This is a genomic window from Shewanella sp. MBTL60-112-B2, from assembly GCF_019655055.1.
In the GTDB taxonomy this organism is placed as follows: Bacteria; Pseudomonadota; Gammaproteobacteria; order Enterobacterales; family Shewanellaceae; genus Shewanella.
On record NZ_BPFA01000025.1, the window covers coordinates 29,624 to 48,219 of the forward strand.

16 protein-coding genes are annotated in these 18,596 nt (G+C 45.3%); all 16 read right to left on the reverse strand.

What is annotated here, in order from left to right; all coding sequences use genetic code 11:
- Positions 1-18: 18 nt before the first annotated feature.
- The 16 genes from K5Q73_RS15195 to flgD all read right to left on the reverse strand — a co-directional run bounded on the left by K5Q73_RS15195 (position 19) and on the right by flgD (position 18,580).
- Positions 19-1,452, reverse strand: coding sequence for a sigma-54 dependent transcriptional regulator (locus K5Q73_RS15195; RefSeq protein ID WP_308443279.1), 1,434 nt, complete (start codon positions 1,450-1,452; stop codon positions 19-21).
- 313 nt (positions 1,453-1,765) lie between these two features.
- Positions 1,766-2,167 carry a flagellar export chaperone FliS gene (gene fliS, locus K5Q73_RS15200; RefSeq protein ID WP_220760134.1) on the reverse strand — a complete coding sequence of 134 codons (402 nt, stop codon included), beginning with the start codon at positions 2,165-2,167 and terminating at the stop codon, positions 1,766-1,768.
- A gap of 6 nt (positions 2,168-2,173) precedes the next feature.
- Complete coding sequence (locus K5Q73_RS15205) at positions 2,174-2,563, reverse strand: flagella biosynthesis chaperone for FliD, FliT (protein WP_220760132.1); 390 nt, start codon at positions 2,561-2,563, stop codon at positions 2,174-2,176.
- A 143-nt stretch (positions 2,564-2,706) separates the two neighbouring features.
- The gene (gene fliD / locus K5Q73_RS15210) at positions 2,707-4,068 is read right to left on the reverse strand and encodes a flagellar filament capping protein FliD (RefSeq protein ID WP_220760130.1); all 1,362 of its coding nucleotides are present in this window, start codon (positions 4,066-4,068) and stop codon (positions 2,707-2,709) included.
- Positions 4,069-4,205: 137 nt separating this feature from the next.
- Positions 4,206-4,625, reverse strand: coding sequence for a flagellar protein FlaG (locus K5Q73_RS15215; RefSeq protein WP_220760128.1), 420 nt, complete (start codon positions 4,623-4,625; stop codon positions 4,206-4,208).
- Positions 4,626-4,808: 183 nt separating this feature from the next.
- Positions 4,809-5,993 carry a flagellin gene (locus K5Q73_RS15220; protein WP_220760126.1) on the reverse strand — a complete coding sequence of 395 codons (1,185 nt, stop codon included), beginning with the start codon at positions 5,991-5,993 and terminating at the stop codon, positions 4,809-4,811.
- 629 nt (positions 5,994-6,622) lie between these two features.
- Entirely contained in the window at positions 6,623-7,810 is a 1,188-nt protein-coding gene (locus tag K5Q73_RS15225) for a flagellin (RefSeq protein WP_220760124.1), read from the reverse strand.
- A gap of 335 nt (positions 7,811-8,145) precedes the next feature.
- A complete protein-coding gene (gene flgL, locus K5Q73_RS15230) occupies positions 8,146-9,348 on the reverse strand; it encodes a flagellar hook-associated protein FlgL (RefSeq protein ID WP_220760122.1) in 1,203 nt (400 codons plus the stop codon).
- Positions 9,349-9,386: 38 nt separating this feature from the next.
- Positions 9,387-11,312: a flagellar hook-associated protein FlgK gene (gene flgK / locus K5Q73_RS15235; protein ID WP_220760120.1), complete on the reverse strand. Its 1,926-nt coding sequence runs from the start codon at positions 11,310-11,312 to the stop codon at positions 9,387-9,389.
- 43 nt (positions 11,313-11,355) lie between these two features.
- Positions 11,356-12,507, reverse strand: a complete 1,152-nt coding sequence (gene flgJ / locus K5Q73_RS15240) for a flagellar assembly peptidoglycan hydrolase FlgJ (RefSeq protein WP_220760118.1) — start codon at positions 12,505-12,507, stop codon at positions 11,356-11,358.
- 28 nt (positions 12,508-12,535) lie between these two features.
- Positions 12,536-13,627 carry a flagellar basal body P-ring protein FlgI gene (locus tag K5Q73_RS15245; RefSeq protein ID WP_220760202.1) on the reverse strand — a complete coding sequence of 364 codons (1,092 nt, stop codon included), beginning with the start codon at positions 13,625-13,627 and terminating at the stop codon, positions 12,536-12,538.
- A 42-nt stretch (positions 13,628-13,669) separates the two neighbouring features.
- Entirely contained in the window at positions 13,670-14,344 is a 675-nt protein-coding gene (gene flgH, locus K5Q73_RS15250; protein WP_220760116.1) for a flagellar basal body L-ring protein FlgH, read from the reverse strand.
- 22 nt (positions 14,345-14,366) lie between these two features.
- Positions 14,367-15,155, reverse strand: a complete 789-nt coding sequence (gene flgG / locus K5Q73_RS15255) for a flagellar basal-body rod protein FlgG (RefSeq protein WP_220760114.1) — start codon at positions 15,153-15,155, stop codon at positions 14,367-14,369.
- A 10-nt stretch (positions 15,156-15,165) separates the two neighbouring features.
- Positions 15,166-15,909 (reverse strand): flagellar basal-body rod protein FlgF, encoded by a 744-nt coding sequence (gene flgF, locus K5Q73_RS15260; protein WP_220760112.1) that lies wholly within the window; start codon positions 15,907-15,909, stop codon positions 15,166-15,168.
- Between the two features lie 408 nt (positions 15,910-16,317).
- A complete protein-coding gene (gene flgE / locus K5Q73_RS15265; protein ID WP_220760110.1) occupies positions 16,318-17,679 on the reverse strand; it encodes a flagellar hook protein FlgE in 1,362 nt (453 codons plus the stop codon).
- A gap of 88 nt (positions 17,680-17,767) precedes the next feature.
- The gene (gene flgD / locus K5Q73_RS15270; protein WP_220760108.1) at positions 17,768-18,580 is read right to left on the reverse strand and encodes a flagellar hook assembly protein FlgD; all 813 of its coding nucleotides are present in this window, start codon (positions 18,578-18,580) and stop codon (positions 17,768-17,770) included.
- Between the last annotated feature and the right edge of the window lie 16 nt (positions 18,581-18,596).

The following is an 18,596-nucleotide window of genomic DNA, read 5'->3' on the forward strand; positions in this document are numbered from 1 at the left end:
AGAACCTATCTCTTAGCCTTAATCTTTACTCAACCCGTACTTTCGCATTTTCTCAACTAAGGTAGTACGGCGAATGCCTAGCATTTCTGCGGCGCGAGCAACCACGCTATCTTGTTGATCCAGTGCTTGTCTGATCATATCGATTTCAAGCTCTGCCAATAAGTCCTTTAGATTTACCCCTTCAGGTGGTAACTCACTCGGGAATCGCGTCTCAGGGATCTCAATAGGCTCTTCATCACTAAAGATAGAGGCTAAAGCATCACGTTCAAGCTGCTCTTCGCTTACTTCGACACAATACTCGGGGACATCAATATGACGATACTTAATAGGTAAGTCGTTTACATCAACTAATCCGCCTGGGTACAGAATCGTTAAACGCTCAACCAAGTTAGACAGTTCACGCACATTACCTGACCAGCAATGTTCTTTTAACGACTCGATAGCTCGCTGAGTGAAACGCACTCGACCGCGGCCTTCGTTATAGACTCGGCTGACTAACTCTTGCAGTAATAGAGGGATATCTTCTTTGCGCTCGCACAAAGCAGGCATTTCGATTGGGAAAACATTCAAGCGGTAGTAGAGATCTTCTCTAAAATCTCCTTTCTCTATCATGGTTTCTAAATGTCTATGAGTTGCAGCAACAACGCGAACGTCGGCTGAAATAGACTTACTACCACCAACACGCTCAAACATACGCTCTTGCAGAACACGTAATAACTTAACTTGCATCTGCAATGGCATATCGCCAATTTCATCTAGGAATAAAGTGCCTTTCTCAGCAAGTTCGAAACGACCTTTACGCGCACTGATTGCGCCAGTGAATGAGCCCTTTTCATGACCAAAAAGCTCACTCTCCAATAATTCTGGTGGGATTGCACCGCAGTTGACTGGAATAAACGGCCCGTCACGGCGATCTGAAATATAGTGAATATTACGAGCGACTACCTCTTTACCAGTACCTGACTGACCTAGTATCAGTACCGTAGCTTCAGAGCTGGCAACCTGGTTAATAAGATGACGAACATTAGCAATCCCCTCACTGCGGCCCACTAAACTTCTAAATAATTTAGTCTGATTCGCACTGGTTGGGATCTCTGGCCGTTTAACTTGACCATAGACCTGACAAAAGTGGAGTAACTCAGTTAATTGTGGGTAGTTTAAAGGTTCTTCGATGCAGCCGAGAATGTTCGACGTTTTAATGTCGCCTCTTTCTCCTAACATCAAAAAGGGCTGCCAAGGAAGCGTACCAGTCAAAGACTGGATAATTTCTTTCGGTTGGTTCTCAGAAGGTAAAACAATCGCGCGAAAGCGCGTCTGTTTTGTATGCGTCTCGAGTTTATCGAAGTCGATCAGTTCGACCTGCTCTCCTAAGAACTCAAATACACACGACAAGCGATTAATTCGCTCTGACTGGTTACCGACAAGTAGAATTCGTTGATCTGTTTGCATCATTCCGAAGGCCGTATAGGCTCAAATATGTTCAGCGCATTAATTATTAGTGTTCGTTGCTTTTCTCAAGCTAATTGTTCAGCCAGTAGTTATCTAAAATCCAATCTCAAATATCTACCTTATAGAATAGTGTATTATCAGCCCGTTATTAGCAAGCCCCTGATGAATTTTATGAGGAGCTGACTAAGTTTTAGGTTAAAATCTCTACTTTACAATCAACTGTTAGACGTATTTTTGACGGGTGACAAAAAGGAGTGCGTTAACACTCCTATAAAACAACAACCCAGAAACCTGAGCCAACTGATTAACAAAGTAATTAGTTTTGTGAAGATAACTCATGCAATTCGCTAGGTATTGCATCCCACGCTTCCTTGATAGTGCGTAAAACATCCATTGCATCATCAATAGCCTGAACATCATTATTGATGTTAGCGTCAGAAATTCTGCGCAGCATAAAGTCATAAAGAGCACTTAGGTTACCAGCAACATCCCCCTCAGCCTCCATGTTCAAGCTGCTATTTAACCCAGCAACAATACTTATCGCTTTACCTAAACTCACCCCTTTAAGTTCTAGGTTGCTCTGCTCAATGGCATAACGCCCCTGAACTAAGCGCTCCAAAGCTCCGGCAAACATCATTTGAATGATCTTATGCGGTGAAGCAACGTTGATACTGCTATCCAACGAGACCTTTCTATACGACTGAAGCGAACCTCTCATAAATACCTACCTATTTGAATCTATTGTCTTGTAAAGATTTGTTTGTCGTCTACCCTTGCGAAGTGCGCCTAACAAAGCTTCTCTATCGGCAAGAACATTACGTGCTCGTATTTCAAAGTTTTTAGTGCTCTGTGCAAGCCCTTGTAGATAAGACCTATCTTGGATCTGATCATCATTCACTAGCTGAGCAATCAAAATTTGACGGCTACCAATGCTATCCTGCAATTTAGATACCAAGGTGTCACTTTCACCATCTTCAAACTGAGCATTTTCTAAACTATCTAATATTTTGGATAAAGCATCATCCAGTTTTGCTAACTCGATGACTCGCGTTTCTGTAGTTAACGGTGAGTTTAAATGTGAGTCTAATGGTGGGTTTATAAGTGAACTTGTCATCTAGCAACTCTCAATATAAGGAGGATGAATAGCAAGGCAGGCGTAGCTATTACTAACGCCTTTTACGCATTCTAATGTTACCGGGAAAAGCTATTGCAAAAAAAATGTCGTAGCCAGGCTGTAAGCCATATCTTTCAAAGCGACTAATTCTGCGGCACCATGCCAGGCAGGGAGTCTAGTCGATTAAACAGGTCACTCGTTTGCTGATTCAAACTAGCAACCATCAAGTCCATGGCATTGAACTGGTTAAATAAGCGTGTTTCGTATGCAGCCATTTTCCGTGCGAATTGCTCTCGGCTATCGGTGAGTCGTGATACTTGATTATCTAAGGTCTCATCACGGCTATCTAGGGTACCACCAGATTGTACGTAAGTTTCGGCCAAACCATCTAATCTAGAAGCTAAACCTGTATCTTCTGCGCTAAACATCTCTCGGATCTGCGGCATATCAGATTCAAGTGCCTTATCCAAAATCTTCTCATCGATCTCAAGTGTACCTTGCTGAGTGGTTTTTATGCCTATATTAGCCAACATAGTCGTACCTTCAGAGGTATCAAAACTACTGGATAATACACCACGCAACTGGCTCTGAAGACTACGGATCATCGAGTCGCCTTGCAAAATTCCCGCTTTCTCTGTTTCAGCATCATAACTAGACAGATCTGAAACAGTCCCCATCAAGTCATTATAAGCTTCGACAAATCCCTCAACACTCTTCTTAACAGAATCCGTATCTGGAGATATCGTTAGCGTAGTGCTCTGCCCGATATCATCATCTTTAAGGGTTAAACTGACGCCGGTGATAACGTTCTCGACTTCATTGCTACCCGACGTCACTTTTAAACCATCCACATACAGCACCGCATCTTTTGCCGCACTGAGCTCTGTCATAGTAAAGGTATCAGTCAGACCTGTACCACCGTCGGTGTCTGTTGCAGTAACTGTAATGTTATTAGCAGTGCCGGTTTCATCCGAAGTCATCACCAGTTGTGGGCCATTATCACCGTTAATGATGGTTGCGGTTACGCCGACGTTATCTTCGGCATCGTTGATTTTTTTCATTACCGTTTCGAGCGAGTCCCCCGCTTCAACGGCAACAGTAAAATCTTTGCCATCGACGCCAAAAGTTAACGAGCCTTCACCCAGTGCAGCAGTGGCATCGGCTACCGCCGCCGAGCCAATTTTTTGACTTTCGGCTAATTGTTCAACTTCGATTTTATAACTACCGGCAACGGCAGTTGCATCCGCTGTTGCACTGATGAAATCTTTATTCGACAACTCGACCTTACGTGCAATAAAAGTATCTGGGTCGGTTAGCTTCTCTAAACTATCTTGAAATTCAGTCAGTGCACTCTTTAGTGCGCCTATACCCGAGATCTGCGCGTTAAGCTTGCCCTCATCGGCATCAAACTTGGCAACCTTTGGATCGTTTTCAGCCCCTACAAGCGCCGATACAATGCCATTGATATCCATTCCAGAACCAATACCTACCGATGTTAATCCCATGACAACCTCAACTTAACTAAAACTATGAATACTGACTAATTTAATTCTACGCATTAGCCTTATTTAGGCACACGCAAGAATTATTTGTATTAAAACACACTGGAGCCAACTGTGGTTAAAGATGCTAATAAGTAGAGTTAAACTTGAGTCGACATCAATAAACCATCCATCTCTGCAATTTTTTCATGCAATTTTATGGCCAACTCCAATGCTTCTTCATTAGGGATCTGCCTGATTAAATCGCCGGTATCGATATCGACCACACTCACAACTTGTTGCCCAAGCGACTCATCAAGCTTAAAAGCCAAGCCTTTACGCAGCATAGACATCATATCAGACAGCTCGTTCACAACAGACTCCATCTGTTCAACGCTCTCCCCCTGTAAGCTATCTTCCGCCTGGCTGCTGTTATTTACAGCTTTAACTTCATCAGTTTGCGAAACTAAAGAGCTGCTAGCATTTATTTCAGCAAGGTGATCTTGGCTGCTATTTTGCGTCTTTACAGCTAGATCAATAGCGATTGGGGCTACAGAGTTATTAGTTACATTGACATCCATCTCTTCACTCCTGTGTTTTAAATTCCTTTGTTGTTCAACGCAGTTGAATTGATTGTTATTAATCCAGCTGCTTTCGACTATCTAGATTAAACAATAAAGGGAGAGCCGAAACCGACTCTCCCTTTTAACATCAGCGATACTGACGGTTAATCCTAATGTTCAACCAGAGGCTTAGCTCTAAGATTACAATAGAGACAATGCCGCTTGTGGTAGCTGGTTAGCCTGTGCAAGCATTGCAGAAGAGGTTTGCGATAGAATTTGCTGCTTAGTCAGCTCAGCAGTTTCTTTAGCAAAATCGACATCCTGAATACGGCTACGTGCATCTGACACGTTAGACTGAATGTTGCTCAAGTTGTTAATGGTGAAGTTCATACGGTTTTGAACCGCACCTAAATCAGCACGTTGACTATCGATTTGTGAAATAGCCGCATCGATAACGCCAATTGCAGATTGAGAGCCCTCAACAGTATTTAAGTCTATATCGTTTACAGAACTAACCTGACTATCATCAGCTCCGAGTGCAAAAGCAGTTGAAGGTGTAACAGCCCCTGCGGCATCATCTTCTGCAGCCATGGTTAATGTACTGCCATTCTCTGCTACACCACCAAAAACAATCTTACCTGTATCGACTGTCGCGGTAACACCCGTATCAGCAAGGCTGGTGTTTAGTGCAGTTGCTAATTCATCAGCAGTCATACCTTGTTCAACTGTCACTTCAATATTTGTTGGAGCCCCTGCTCCAGGAGGTGTATGTGCGAAAGTAATTTTACCCTTAGTGGTGCCATCAGTGTCAGAATCATCAGCGAGCGCTGTAATATTTGCAGCACTCAATTCACCAGTAACAGTCTTACCTTTTGATCCAAGTTGATCTGCAGAAATATCCGAAAGAGACAATGATATAGTCTCATTAGCATTCGAACCAACTTGGAAACTTTGAGTACCATAACTACCGTCAAGTAGCTTCTGGCCACCGAAAGAGGTTGTATCAGAAATACGAGTCAACTCAGCATTAAGTGATGTAATTTCTTTTTGCATTGCCGCACGGTCGTCGCTTGAGTTTGAACCGTTAGCCGATTGTAGAGAAAGATCACGCATACGTTGCAGGATATTAGTCGACTCTTGCATCGCACCTTCTGCTGTTTGCGCGATAGAGATACCGTCGTTAGCATTACGCATTGCAACGCCGATACCATTAATTTGACTGGTCATACGATTCGAGATCTGTAGACCTGCAGCATCATCTTTTGCGCTGTTGATGCGTAGACCCGATGACAAACGCTCCATTGAGGTTTGTACGTTTGAGTTAGCGCTATTTAGGTTGCCCTGTGCGCGCATTGAAGTCACGTTCGTATTTACTGAAATAGCCATTATTAATTCCCTCTGATCTTACTTTAGATAGACTGATTGTTGTTGCCTGTCTTTCTAAAGTCAGGCGAATTATCTTGGTTACAATATCTATAACGGCAGAGGGATTTGAAGCTTTAGTGTTTTTTTTGATTTTTTTGTTTTTTGCTCTAAAGGGGGCGCGATACCGCTAAAGAACAATAGCTACAGACAGTTAGCTGTGCGCGTAGAGAATGCCTAGATGCTAGAAGTTAGATGCTAGAGCGCTTCGCTGCTAGGACGTGGCTTCGCCACGGCGAGAGCGTGCTCCGCCCTGCGATACAATCAAAAGCAGCAAGACAATGAACAATGTAGTTTTAATCTTTTGCTCTTCTTCGTGCCCTCCGTGAAAGCGAAGCGCTTCGTGGTAAAATTAGCTCGTAACTCTTAAATAAAAAAAACAGCTAGGCCCATTTGGGTCTAGCTGTTTTTTTTGCTTTTACTGTTAAGAAGGTAAGTCTAGCAGGAGCGGAGCGACGCTCTCGCCGTGACGAAGTCACGCTCTAGGCTCTAGAGCCTGCTTTGCGTAAGCGCAGCGTTCCGTCATCCGTAAGGCCGCAGGCCGTTCGTCTTTTAGCCGTCTTTAAACCATCTTTGCCTTAACCGATTTGGTTCTAGCCAAGCAATGATAAGGCTGTTTGCGGTAACTGATTCGCTTGCGCAAGCATCGCAGAAGAGGTTTGTGACAGAATTTGCTGCTTAGTCAGTTCTGCAGTTTCTTTGGCAAAGTCCACATCCTGAATACGGCTACGCGCATCAGTTACGTTGGACTGAATATTACTTAGGTTATTGATAGTAAAGCTCATACGATTTTGTACCGCACCTAAGTCTGCACGTTGGCTGTCAATTTGAGTAATCGCAGCATCAATAACACTGATTGCAGACTGAGAGCCTTCAACAGTATTGATATCAATATCAGCCACCGCTGTCACTTGGCTATCATCAGCGCCGAGTGCAAAAGCAGTTGAAGGTGTCACAACACCTGCAGCGTCATCGACAGCCGTCATAGTTAATGCACTGCCATTCTCTGCAACACCACCAAAAACAATCTTACCAGTATCAACAGTAGCGGTAACTCCCGTATCAGCAAGACTTGTGTTTAGTGCTGTTGCTAACTCATCTGCAGTCATACCTTGCTCAACTATCACTTCAATGTTTGTAGGGGCTGCTGCACCTGGAGGTGTATGAGCAAAAGTAATTTTACCTTTGGTGGTACCATCAGTATCACTATCATCTGCTAGCGCTGTAATATTGGCCGCACTTAGTTCTCCGGTAACAGTCTTACCTTTAGAGCCTATTTGATCTGCAGAAATATCAGAAAGAGTAAGTGAGATCGTCTCGTTGGCGTTTGACCCCACCTGGAAGTCTTGTGTCCCGTAACTACCATCTAACAATTTCTGGCCACCAAAAGAGGTAGTGTCTGAAATACGAGTTAATTCGGCCTGTAGTGACGTCATCTCTTTTTGCATTGCAGCGCGGTCATCGGCTGAGTTTGAACCGTTAGCCGACTGTAGAGAAAGATCACGCATACGCTGTAAGATGTTAGTCGATTCTTGCATCGCACCTTCGGCAGTTTGCGCGATAGAGATACCGTCGTTGGCGTTACGCATGGCGACGCCGATACCGTTGATCTGGCTGGTCATACGGTTAGAGATCTGCAGACCCGCAGCGTCATCTTTAGCACTGTTAATACGTAGGCCTGAAGATAAACGTTCCATTGACGTTTGCGTACTAGAGTTAGCACTGTTTAGGTTGTTCTGCGCTCTCATTGATGTGACGTTAGTATTAACGCTAATAGCCATGTTGTAATCCTCTTCTTAGTTTGTCGCCAAGACTAGAGACTTGGCTAAAATTGTTAATAGTAAAATTGTATCGGGTACTGCTGTTTAAAATGATTCCGACTCCCTTGTCTCATCATTAAGCCCAGTGCATTTATACGCTATGAAGTCTGCGTTAAGCACGGAGCACTACAGCAACCTAGTAGCAGCTAAAGTTACATTTGAGCTGCGGGTGTCAAATATTTAAAAGAGACAAACTCTTTAATGTTTTAATGCTTTTTTCGTGCCAACTTTGTTAAAAACTAGAAAAATAAGACGTTAAAGACTGAGTCGGTGCTCTAGGTCCTAGGTCCTGGCCCCTATATATAGTCAAACAGCGAAGTCGAGCCCACCTTGCTAAACACACTAGATACCGCATTCAGCGCCAATTGTTGCTTCTCAAACTCAGTAATCGCTTCGGCATAATCTAAGTCTTCTAGCAGTGATAACGCAGATTGGTTAACCAACTGTTCTTCTTTATGGGTATCTGTATAGCTCTCTAAACTTTTGAGGCTATTACCCGCCACACTGCGGCTCATTGCCATCTGTTCTTGGCCACTGGTTACATTAGTCAATAATTGCGCCATCTCAGATTGGCCTTGTGGGCTATTCAGCTTTGCACCATCTTCGAGTAAAGAAATCGCACTGTTTAAGGTGTCGAAGATGTTTGATTGGGTTTCTGGCGACATTGAAAAAGTATCACCGGCAACTGGCGCCCCTTTAAACTGCAATTCAATGCCGTCGACAGTCACGGGCTGACTTGGGTCAAAATTAGGAATGGTCGTGACAACGCCTAATGCATCGGTCACATTCAACTCAAGCCCACCAGCACCATCATCCGCAAATGCAAAGCTGTAATCACCTGCAACCGGTAATGCGCTATCTGTCACTTTAGCGCTTTCAACTGAAAAGCTGCCGGTTTGAGACGCCGAATAATTGACGCTATAGTCCCCTAAGCCATTAGCTGCGTTCATAAAAACACTGTCACCAGGGATATTGCTGCCTACCGTCACGCCCGATGCCACTATGGAGTCTCTGACTCCTGAATCACCGCTATAAACAACCTTGCCGTTATTATCAAAAGCAAATGGCGTGGTGTCGGTTGCAAAACCAGCAAACAAACTATTACCAGATTCATCTTTGCTATTGGCAATAGATAACAACTCTTCTAGGCTACTGCGCATCTCATCGGCAATAGCTTGCCGGTCGGTATCCGTTAAGGTGCCGTTTACTGAGCGCAGCATCCCCTCGTGCATACTTTGTATTAACGTTTCAGCGCTACCAATCTTACTTTCACTTACCGCCAGTCGATTCGAAGCGTAATCAATGTTCTTTAAAAACTGATTGGTCAGCGCGCTTTGCTGATTTAGGTTATCTATCCCAGCTGCGGCAATAGGGTCGTCACCAGCAGTATTCACTTTTTTGCCTGACGCCAACTGCTCCAAGATCTGGTTGGTGGCAGACTGGCCTTTTAAGACATTGCTGCTGGTTTGATGAAACATTTGCGCTGTTGAAATTCGCATAATCTTAATTCCTGTTTCAAATCTTGAAGCGTTCAGTGCTAGCGCAGAGAACTAAATAATGTGTTGAATATTTCATTGGCTGTGGTCATGATCCGTGCTGACGCCTGATAAGACTGCTGAAAGCGCATCAAATTTGCCGCCTCTTCATCAAGGTTTACCCCTGATACACTTTGCACTCGGGTATAAGCCTGACTGTATATTGCATCGGCAGAGCCCATTGCAATTTCAGCCGCCTTAGTCTTGCTGCCCACATCAAACTTAGTGGATTCATACACGTCATTTAACGTTGTTTTGCCACCATTCATTAATTTGGCTTCACTGAGCTTGGCCATATTCACCAAGTTAGTGTTATCACCTTCGGCAAATGATAAATTGAAGGTGAACTTCTCGGCCGTCGCCGCGGTAGAATCAATCTCGAAGGTAAAGCCATGGGCACTGATATTCGGTGGTGTGTAAGCTGCCGCAGCGCCAAGCGATGTACCATCAACGTCAAACACTTCAAATGTAGGTGGCGTTGCAGAGGGATCGATTTCAAAGGTAAGCTCAGCGCCCGTTACAGGGAAATTTGTGTCAGTTCTATCATCGATGCTGACGAGATTTACTTGGCTGTTACCGGTATTTGCCGCATCGGCAGTGATTTGAGCCCCCGTAGCAGCGGCTATGCCTTTACCATCTGTCATCTCCACCGATACTGATGCCGCTGCGCCTGATGTTGGGCGTATTTCAAAAGTGTCACCAGAGGCGAGTGCCCCTGCATCGATGTCGATGCTAAAGCCAGCAGCACCTTCGAGCTTAGTGCCGTTTAACGTAAGCGGCGTGATGTTGCCGCTTACGGCATCTTTTAGCTCATAAGTTGATGGGGCAGTAAACTTTAGCTCATAGCTGCTACCAGTTAAACTGCCTACATCGTCAATATTCACGCTTAGATTTGCAGTGCCAGTATTACTTGATAGCGCACCGACACGGCCAAGCTGCATTGATGGGTCGTTAATATCGGTAAAGATATTTGCGCCCACTTGACCATTTAAGTCAAAACCTTGGGCCTGCGCCTGATTAAAGGCATCCGCTACGCCTAGCGCGTATTGGCCAAGCTCCATCTGTGATGGCATCAGAGTCTCATCGCGATAGTTAACTAATGCGCCTAACTGGCCACCGAGTTTGGTCGCATCAACAATCATGCTCTTACTGCCCGACTGCGCGGTTATTTGTAACTCATTCGGGTAAGGATCACCTTGCACTGTACCCATTTGCATTGAAACTTCACCCGACACCAACATCATTGTGCCACCCAGCATTACACTCTTGGCTCCAGAGTCGAGTGCCACTACGTTGACAGATGCATACTCACTCAGCTCTAAAATCAGTGCATCTTGCTTGTCTAGGAGCTGCATGTCTTCGCCCTGAGACTTCATCAACTCACGATTGATATTGCCTAATTCAGTACTGATCTCATTGATGCGGCTAGTTACAGCAGAGATCTGATCATTGGTTTGAGTCATCTGGCTATCAAGATGCCCTTGCATTTGATTAATGCTGTCAGCTAATTGATTAGCACTGGTCAGCATTGAACCTCGCATTCCCAAATCACCAGGAATATCAGATAAGGCGTTCATGCTGGCAAAGAAATTGTTTAGCCCTTCAGGCACTCCTTTACCTATTTGTGAGAACAGCTGATCTAACTCACTCATCTTGCCAAAGGTAGTTTGTGTCTCACTGACAGCAGTTGAACCAATACGTAGCTCTCTTGTGGCGTAGTCGTTATAGACACGTTTAACATCAGATACATAGGTACCCGCGCCATAAAAGTCATTGCCCATTCGCTGTGAATCAAGCGCCGACTGAGAAACTACCTGACGGTTATAGCCCGCGGTATTAGCATTAGCGATATTATTACTGGTTATCGCCAGTTGAGATTGAGAGGCCAGCACACCTGTGCGAGCAATATTCATTAAATCTAAAGACATGCGTACTGACTCCCTGCTGCAAGTGGTTGAACAAAACTATTCTTCATTGCTTAACCCCTTGTAAGACGTCTTTAAAATCTCGCGTAATGGTTTTCATCACCTGAATAACCTTATCGGCATATTTCGGGTCGGTTGCATAACCCGCTTCTTGCAAGGAGCGGATAAAAGCCTGTGGATCCGCGGCTTGTTTCATCGCGTCTTGATAGCGATCACCATTAGAGACAAATGACACAAAGTCATTAAAGCTTTGACCAATATCCTCATAGATCCTGAAATTAGCTTGCTGCTTAACGGCTATACCCTGCTCATATTCCAGCGTGCTGACCGAGGCTTTGTCACCTTGCCAACGCTTATCGGCTTTAATGTTAAACAGGTTATTACTCTGCTGCCCTTGATGGCCTTTCACCATTTTCTGGCCCCAACCTGTTTCTAACGCTGACTGAGCAATCAATACTTCTGGTGTGGTGCCTAAGCTTTGAGCCGCTTTTTGGGCATGGGGGTATAAACGCGCAACAAACTCATCTTGGCTGGTGAAATTAGCCTGAGACTTATCGGCATTGACTGCCGCCGACGGCAATACTTTGCCACTCAATACCGAATCTAAAGTTTGTGATTGAACGCCGCTTGTTAATGCGTGCGGAGCCTGGCTATTCGCTGCTAGAGCATTACTCGAAGAACTATTACCCGCAAAGCTATTACCCGAAAAACTCTGATGAATCGGACTACTTACGCTTGGATTTGCTACGGCCTGAACGCTTACGGCATCTAAGCTAGCAACACGTGAGTTAGGCATCTGCAGCGCATCAGGTCTATCCATTGTTAATGCAGCAGCCTTAGAGCCGCCGTTGATATCACCACGAAGCACTGAAGCTGGCGTCATCGGGCTGTTGGCGGGGTCAAGTTGCTGCACCATTAAATCGGCCAAGCCCAACATGCCTTCACCAGAAAGGTTGAGCGACATCTGCTGATCATGCATCTGCTCATAAAACTTGGTGTACTGACTATTCATTGGGCTGTCTGATTCAAACACAGCATTGGCGTCACGCATGCTTTGCATCAGCATCTGCACGAAGATCCCTTCGAATTGCTGAGCAACTTCTTTTAACGCACTGGTTTCATCGTTTTGGGCTCTGGATCTTAATGAGTCCAAGCCTCCAAGATCCAGAAATTGCGATGCGTTCGACAGCTTCTCCATGACACCTTTCCAATCAAACTGACAATATTTAGATAATTATCAGTTCACCATGCAAAGCTCCTGCCATCTTTAACGCTTCTAGGATGGCAAGTACATCTGAAGGTGCAGCACCCACCAAGTTAACCGCGCGAACTAGCTCGTCTAGCGTGGTTCCTGGGTTAAACATAAACATACGGCTGTCTTCTTCTGCCACATCAATTGTACTGTCGGTAGTGACCACGGTTTGACCATTTCCGAAAGCATTTGGCTGTGAAACCTGGGTTGCTTCAGCGATTGTCACCGTTAAGCCACCATGGGTTACAGCTGCTGGCAATAATTTGACGTTTTGACCAACAACAATCGTACCGGTTCGCGAGTTAACAATGACTTTGGCAGACTCTGCAGCTGGCTCGACTTCAATATTCTCAAGGGTTGCCAAAAATGACACTCGTTGTGATACATCTCTTGGTGCACTCACTTGCACCGATGTCGCGTCAAGCGGTCTTGCCATGCCAGGACCTAATAAGTCATTAATCGAATCTGCCAAACGTTTCGCAGTAGAGAAATCGGCCCGGCGCAAGTTAAAGGTTAAGTGATCACCCGTTGAAAATGGCGTAGCCACGGTACGCTCAATGATGGCGCCGTTTGGTATACGGCCAACTGTTGGCGTGTTTTGCACCACCTTTGAGCCATCCATGCCTTCAGCGCTAAAACCACTGACCACCATGCTGCCTTGGGCTATCGCGTAAACATTACCGTCGACACCTTTTAAAAAGGTCTGTAACAACATGCCGCCACGTAAGCTTTTTGCCTCACCTAAGCTTGAAACCGTCACATCTAAGGTTTGACCCGGCTTAATAAACGGCGGCATTTCAGCGCTCACGGCAACAACTGCAATGTTTTTAATCTTGGGTCTGAAATTATCAGGCAGATTAATGCCAAAATTTTTCAGCATGGTTTTAAAGGTCTGCTCGGTATAGCGGGTTTTCTCACCCGTACCAGGCAAACCCACAACTAAACCATAGCCAATCAACTGGTTACTACGTACACCCTGTACGTTAGCAATGTCTTTAATACGCTGTGCATGCACAGGAGCGCTCAAGGCCAAGATTGCACAGAGCAAAACCAATTTTAATTTCATCATCCTAAATCCTTAACCTAGGCTCATACCTAAAAGGTTGGCCTAGAATGGCCACCAGCTACCCATAAAGAACGAAGCTAACCAACCGACTTTCTGTACTTCGGCAAAGGTTCCAGTGCCGCTGTACTGAATACGTGCATTCGCAACTCGCTGTGAGTCAATCGTATTGTCTGGTCGAATATCTTGCGCGCGCACAATACCTGTGATGCGAACGAACTCGTCACCGTTATTAATGCTTATCCATTTTTCACCGCGGATCACCAAGTTACCGTTATTAAGCACCTGCATCACGTTGGCCGAAATACTGCCCGACAAGCTGTTGCTTTGGTCTGCATCAGATTCACGCTTGGTGTTCATGCTGTCTTTGTAGCGTAGATCGATTGGGTTGCCGCCAATGGTGACATTGCCGCCGCCAGCATAAATGGGATCCAGAGATAAATCCGTGCCTTTAGAAATTTCGTTATTGGCGCTCTTTTTAGCCTGGGTTTGCTCCATCAACATCACAGTTATGATGTCACCTACCTTAAGCGCCTTAATATCTGAATAAAGACTCGATGCCTGACTATCTTGATACATAGAGCCTGTAGCAGCGATTTTAGTTGGCGGCGCCTCGGGATAGACAGGCGCATAATAGGGATCGTCAGCAATCGGTTTACCGCTGGTCGAATTACACCCCGATAAGGCTGTCATAAAGACAAGTGCCCACAAACGCTTCATAGTCAAAGCCTCTTATAAAACCTTAAAGATTCTGGTTAACGTAAGACAACATTTGGTCAACCGCTGAAATGACTTTTGAGTTCATCTCATAAATGCGCTGACTCTCAATCAAGTTAACGAGCTCTTCGGTCACGTTAACGTTTGACGTTTCAAGTGCGCCTTGGCGAATAGCGCCCATACCGTCAAGCGAAGCTGTTCCTTGGATTGGCGTGCCGCTTGCGCCGGTTTCCATATATAAGTTTTGCCCCATAGGATCGAGCCCTGATGGATTAATAAAATCAGATATGGCTAACTGGCCCACGACCTGGTTTTCAGCATTGCCCGGTGTTTTAACTGACACTTCACCTTCTGCCGACACGGTAATACTGGTAGCGTCATCAGGAATAGTAATAGAAGGCTGTACCACATAACCCGAGCCTGGCGTTACGATTTGGCCTGTATCATCAAGACTGAACTGACCATTACGAGTATAAGCAGCGGTACCATCAGGAAGCTGCACCTCAAAAAATCCCGGCCCCTCTACCATCAAATCTAGAGAGTTATCCGTTGTTAGCATATTGCCTTGGGTGAACATCTCTTGCGTGGCCACCACTTTAGTACCCGCACCAATACTTAGACCATTTGGCATCTTAGTATTCGATGCACTGATGCCACCGGCTTGATTGACGTTTTGATAAAGTAAGTCTTCAAAAACCGCACGGCTCTTTTTAAAACCCACGGTGCTGGCGTTAGCCACGTTATTAGAAATTACTGAAATATCGGTTTGCTGAGCGTCTAAACCAGTTTTACTTATCCATAAAGCGGGATGCATAGTATCTCTCCTAGCTTATGCGCATTAAGGAAGAGGACGCGCGATCGTTCTCTTCTGCTGTTTTCATCATTTTCACTTGCATCTCGAACTGACGTTGTAGGTCAATCATAGACACCATCTCATGGACCGCATTGACGTTACTGCCTTCGACTGCGCCACTTAACAAACCTACGCTAGGGTCGGCTGGTGCATTCTCACCAGACATCAAACGGAACAGTCCGTCTTCCCCGCGCATTAAATTTTGATTACCGGGATTAACGAGTTTAATTCGGGCAACTTCTTCAATCACTTCAGCTGTCGCACCCGATGGACGTACAGATACGATGCCATCTTGAGAGATTTCGACTTTTTCAATCGGTAGCGGCAATACAATAGGGCCATTGTCGCCCATTACAGCCGTGCCTTTGTCATTACGCAGCACACCTGAGTTATCAAAACGTAAACTGCCTGAGCGGGTATAGGCTTCACCGCCATTCTCGGATTGCACCGCAATCCAGCCATCACCTTTAACGGCAATATCTAAATCACGGCCGGTAGTCTTAATCGGACCACTGGCAAAATTAGCTGACGGAGTTTCGGTCATAGAGAACACGCGCGTAGGCAAACCTTCGCCAAACGCTTGCATTGAGCGAGCTTGAGCTAAAGAGGATTTAAAGCCATCGGTATTAGCGTTAGCTAAATTGTTGGCACTGACCGCCAACGAATTCATATTCTGTTTTGCGCCGCTCATCGCGACATAGAGCAATTTGTCCACTTGATACTCCGTCAAACTTCCGTCTAACGAAATAAATAGCAAACATCGTGCCAAGATATGAAAAGAAGGACGCTGCGCTGCGAGGTAAAGCAGGTTCTAGGTTTAAAAAATAGGTCCTAGGTTCTAGGGAAAAGCTAAGAAAGGTCCTAGGTAAAGCAAAGACGAACGGCCTGTGGCCTTACGGAACGCTTCGCTTACGGAAAAGACTTAACAAATTAAAGCATAAACGATTTAAAGCCGAATAAAGCTAAGACGGAAAAGACGAAAAATCTTGTCCCGTCTCAGCTTATACCGTCAGCGAAGCGTTCGGCTCTTGTGCTTTTCCTAGGATCTCGCAGTGAGCCTGCGAACGTCCTAGCAGCCCGAAGGGCGACCTCGAAGCGAAGCGCCCTTCTTAGCTTTTAACGCTTATCGAATTTGCAGAACGGTTTGCTGTAGCGTGTTATTCACTTCAAGCGTTCTTGAGTTGGCTTGGAAGTTTCGCTGCGCTGAAATCAAGTCCACTAACTCGGTGGTCAAATCAACGTTTGACTGCTCAAGTGCCGATGAACGAATACTACCAAAAGTACCGCTGTTCGCCTCGCCCGCTAACGCTGGACCTGAATCTAAGCTTGCCTTCCAAGACGTATTGCCCGCTTGGGTTAACCCTTGCTCGTTAGCAAAACTAACTAAGGCTACACGCGCTAGTGGTACGGTTGAACCGTTACTGTAACTGGCATTGATTAAACCGTCAGCGCCAACTTCCACGTTAGTCAAACGACCAACTGTTGTACCGTCTTGAGTTAATTCAGTTACCTCAAATGGCGATGCATATTGAGTTGGGTTGTTAAAGTTTAGCGTCAATGTCTGGGTGCCATCAGCACCTGGACCTAATACGTTAGCGCCACCAACACCTAAAGCTTCAGTCTTGATAACCGCAGGGTTACTGCCGGTATATGCGCCAGTGTCATTAAATGAAATAGCTGCACCTTTCCAACCTGCAGCGTTTACAGCATCTTTTTGTCCATCAACAGCGCCGTCGCCGTCGGTATCAACATCATACTCACCAGCGGCAGGATCCAGATCAACTGGCTTACCGTCTACTGCATAAAACGCCACCCAGTTACTCTCACCAGTGTGAGCGGCATTAGGAGGACGTATAAAGTACGAGGTTAAAATATGCGGTTCACCCAGTGAATCATACATAGTTACAGAAGTTGAGTTGTTAAAGGTCTCTGGATCATCGGGATCGAAAGCTGCAGGATCAAGTGTGCCTTCACCCGCGTTGAGGTTCATTTGAATCCCCACGTTATCTGTCTTAACCGGGCTACCTGCGGTATCTGGAATTTGTACTGGCTTAGTGGTAGTTAAACTTACAGATGTGGAGTTACCATCTTTATCTACCGGGAAAGTCTGTAAGAAGTTACCTGCCGAATCAACAATATAGTTATTTGAATCGAACTTAAATGCGCCCGCACGAGTAAATGAATGATCTTGTGAGCCCGCTTCAGATGAGGTAACAAAGAAACCACCACCATTAATTGCCATATCAAGTGAGTTATTAGTAAATGCCATACTGCCTTGATGGAACTGCTGCGCAACTTGACTTGTTGTGACACCACCACCGACTGCCGTTTTACTATTTGAAAAAATAGAGTTGGCGTAAACATCCGCAAACTCAGCACGGGATTCTTTAAAGCCTGTGGTGTTTACGTTTGCGATGTTGTTTGCCGTTGTATTTAGATCTTTTTGTGCAGACGATATACCGCTCAATGCAATGTTAAATGACATGGTTCACCTCAATCCTTATTAAATTCGATTTCTAGACGATTGATACATACCTTGTAGCCAATCGCCTCTGAATATATCTGTCTAGCAATTAAGTCTCTGATACAGCTAAGACATCGCCGATCTTAATTCCGCCAACACCGCGTAAGTTCAAAATAGCGCCCGTCGCAGCGGTTCCCAATGACACACTGGTCACGTGGGCATAGGTCGATACTGGTAACTCTTCACTTGTACCATCTACCTTGCCGCTGGCTTTGAAGGTATAACTTCCCTCGGCAACTGGCTCGCCATTCTTGTCTAAACCATCCCAGTTCACATCGATATTGCCACCAGCACTACCATCTACACTGTAAGTAGTAACCAACTGTCCTTTATCGTCTTCAATACGAACGGTGATAGATTCGATAGGCGTAGGCGTACTAATAATGCCTTTCATACTCGGATCGTCTGCAGATATATGAGCAGTATCAGAGGGAATAAGCACCTTTTGACCAACAAGTCCCGATGCCTGTAACGCCTGACTCGAACTGGTTAATGCATTAAGGTTAATAATCTCTTCATTGAGCTTGCTGATCCCATCAACCGTAGAGAAAGAAGCCATCTGCTGGATCATCTGATCATTTTCAACTGGCTTAAAAGGATCTTGCATCGACAACTGTTGGCTCAACAGCGAGAAGAAATCCTCTTGAGTCAATTCCTGACTATTAGGCTCTGGAATAGGATTTTCTTCTGGCAGACGTAAACTATCAAGAAACGGATTCCCGGTAGATGTCTGCTCTGTATTTGTCGCCGATGCTGCCGTACTCTGAGTCGCTGCCTGAGCAGTTTGCGGCGAAATAGTATTCGTCTGTTGTGTCTGACTCGGCGCCGTCTGCGTTGCGGTCAGCGGATTAATAAGGCTCAAAATTTACCTCCAGCTT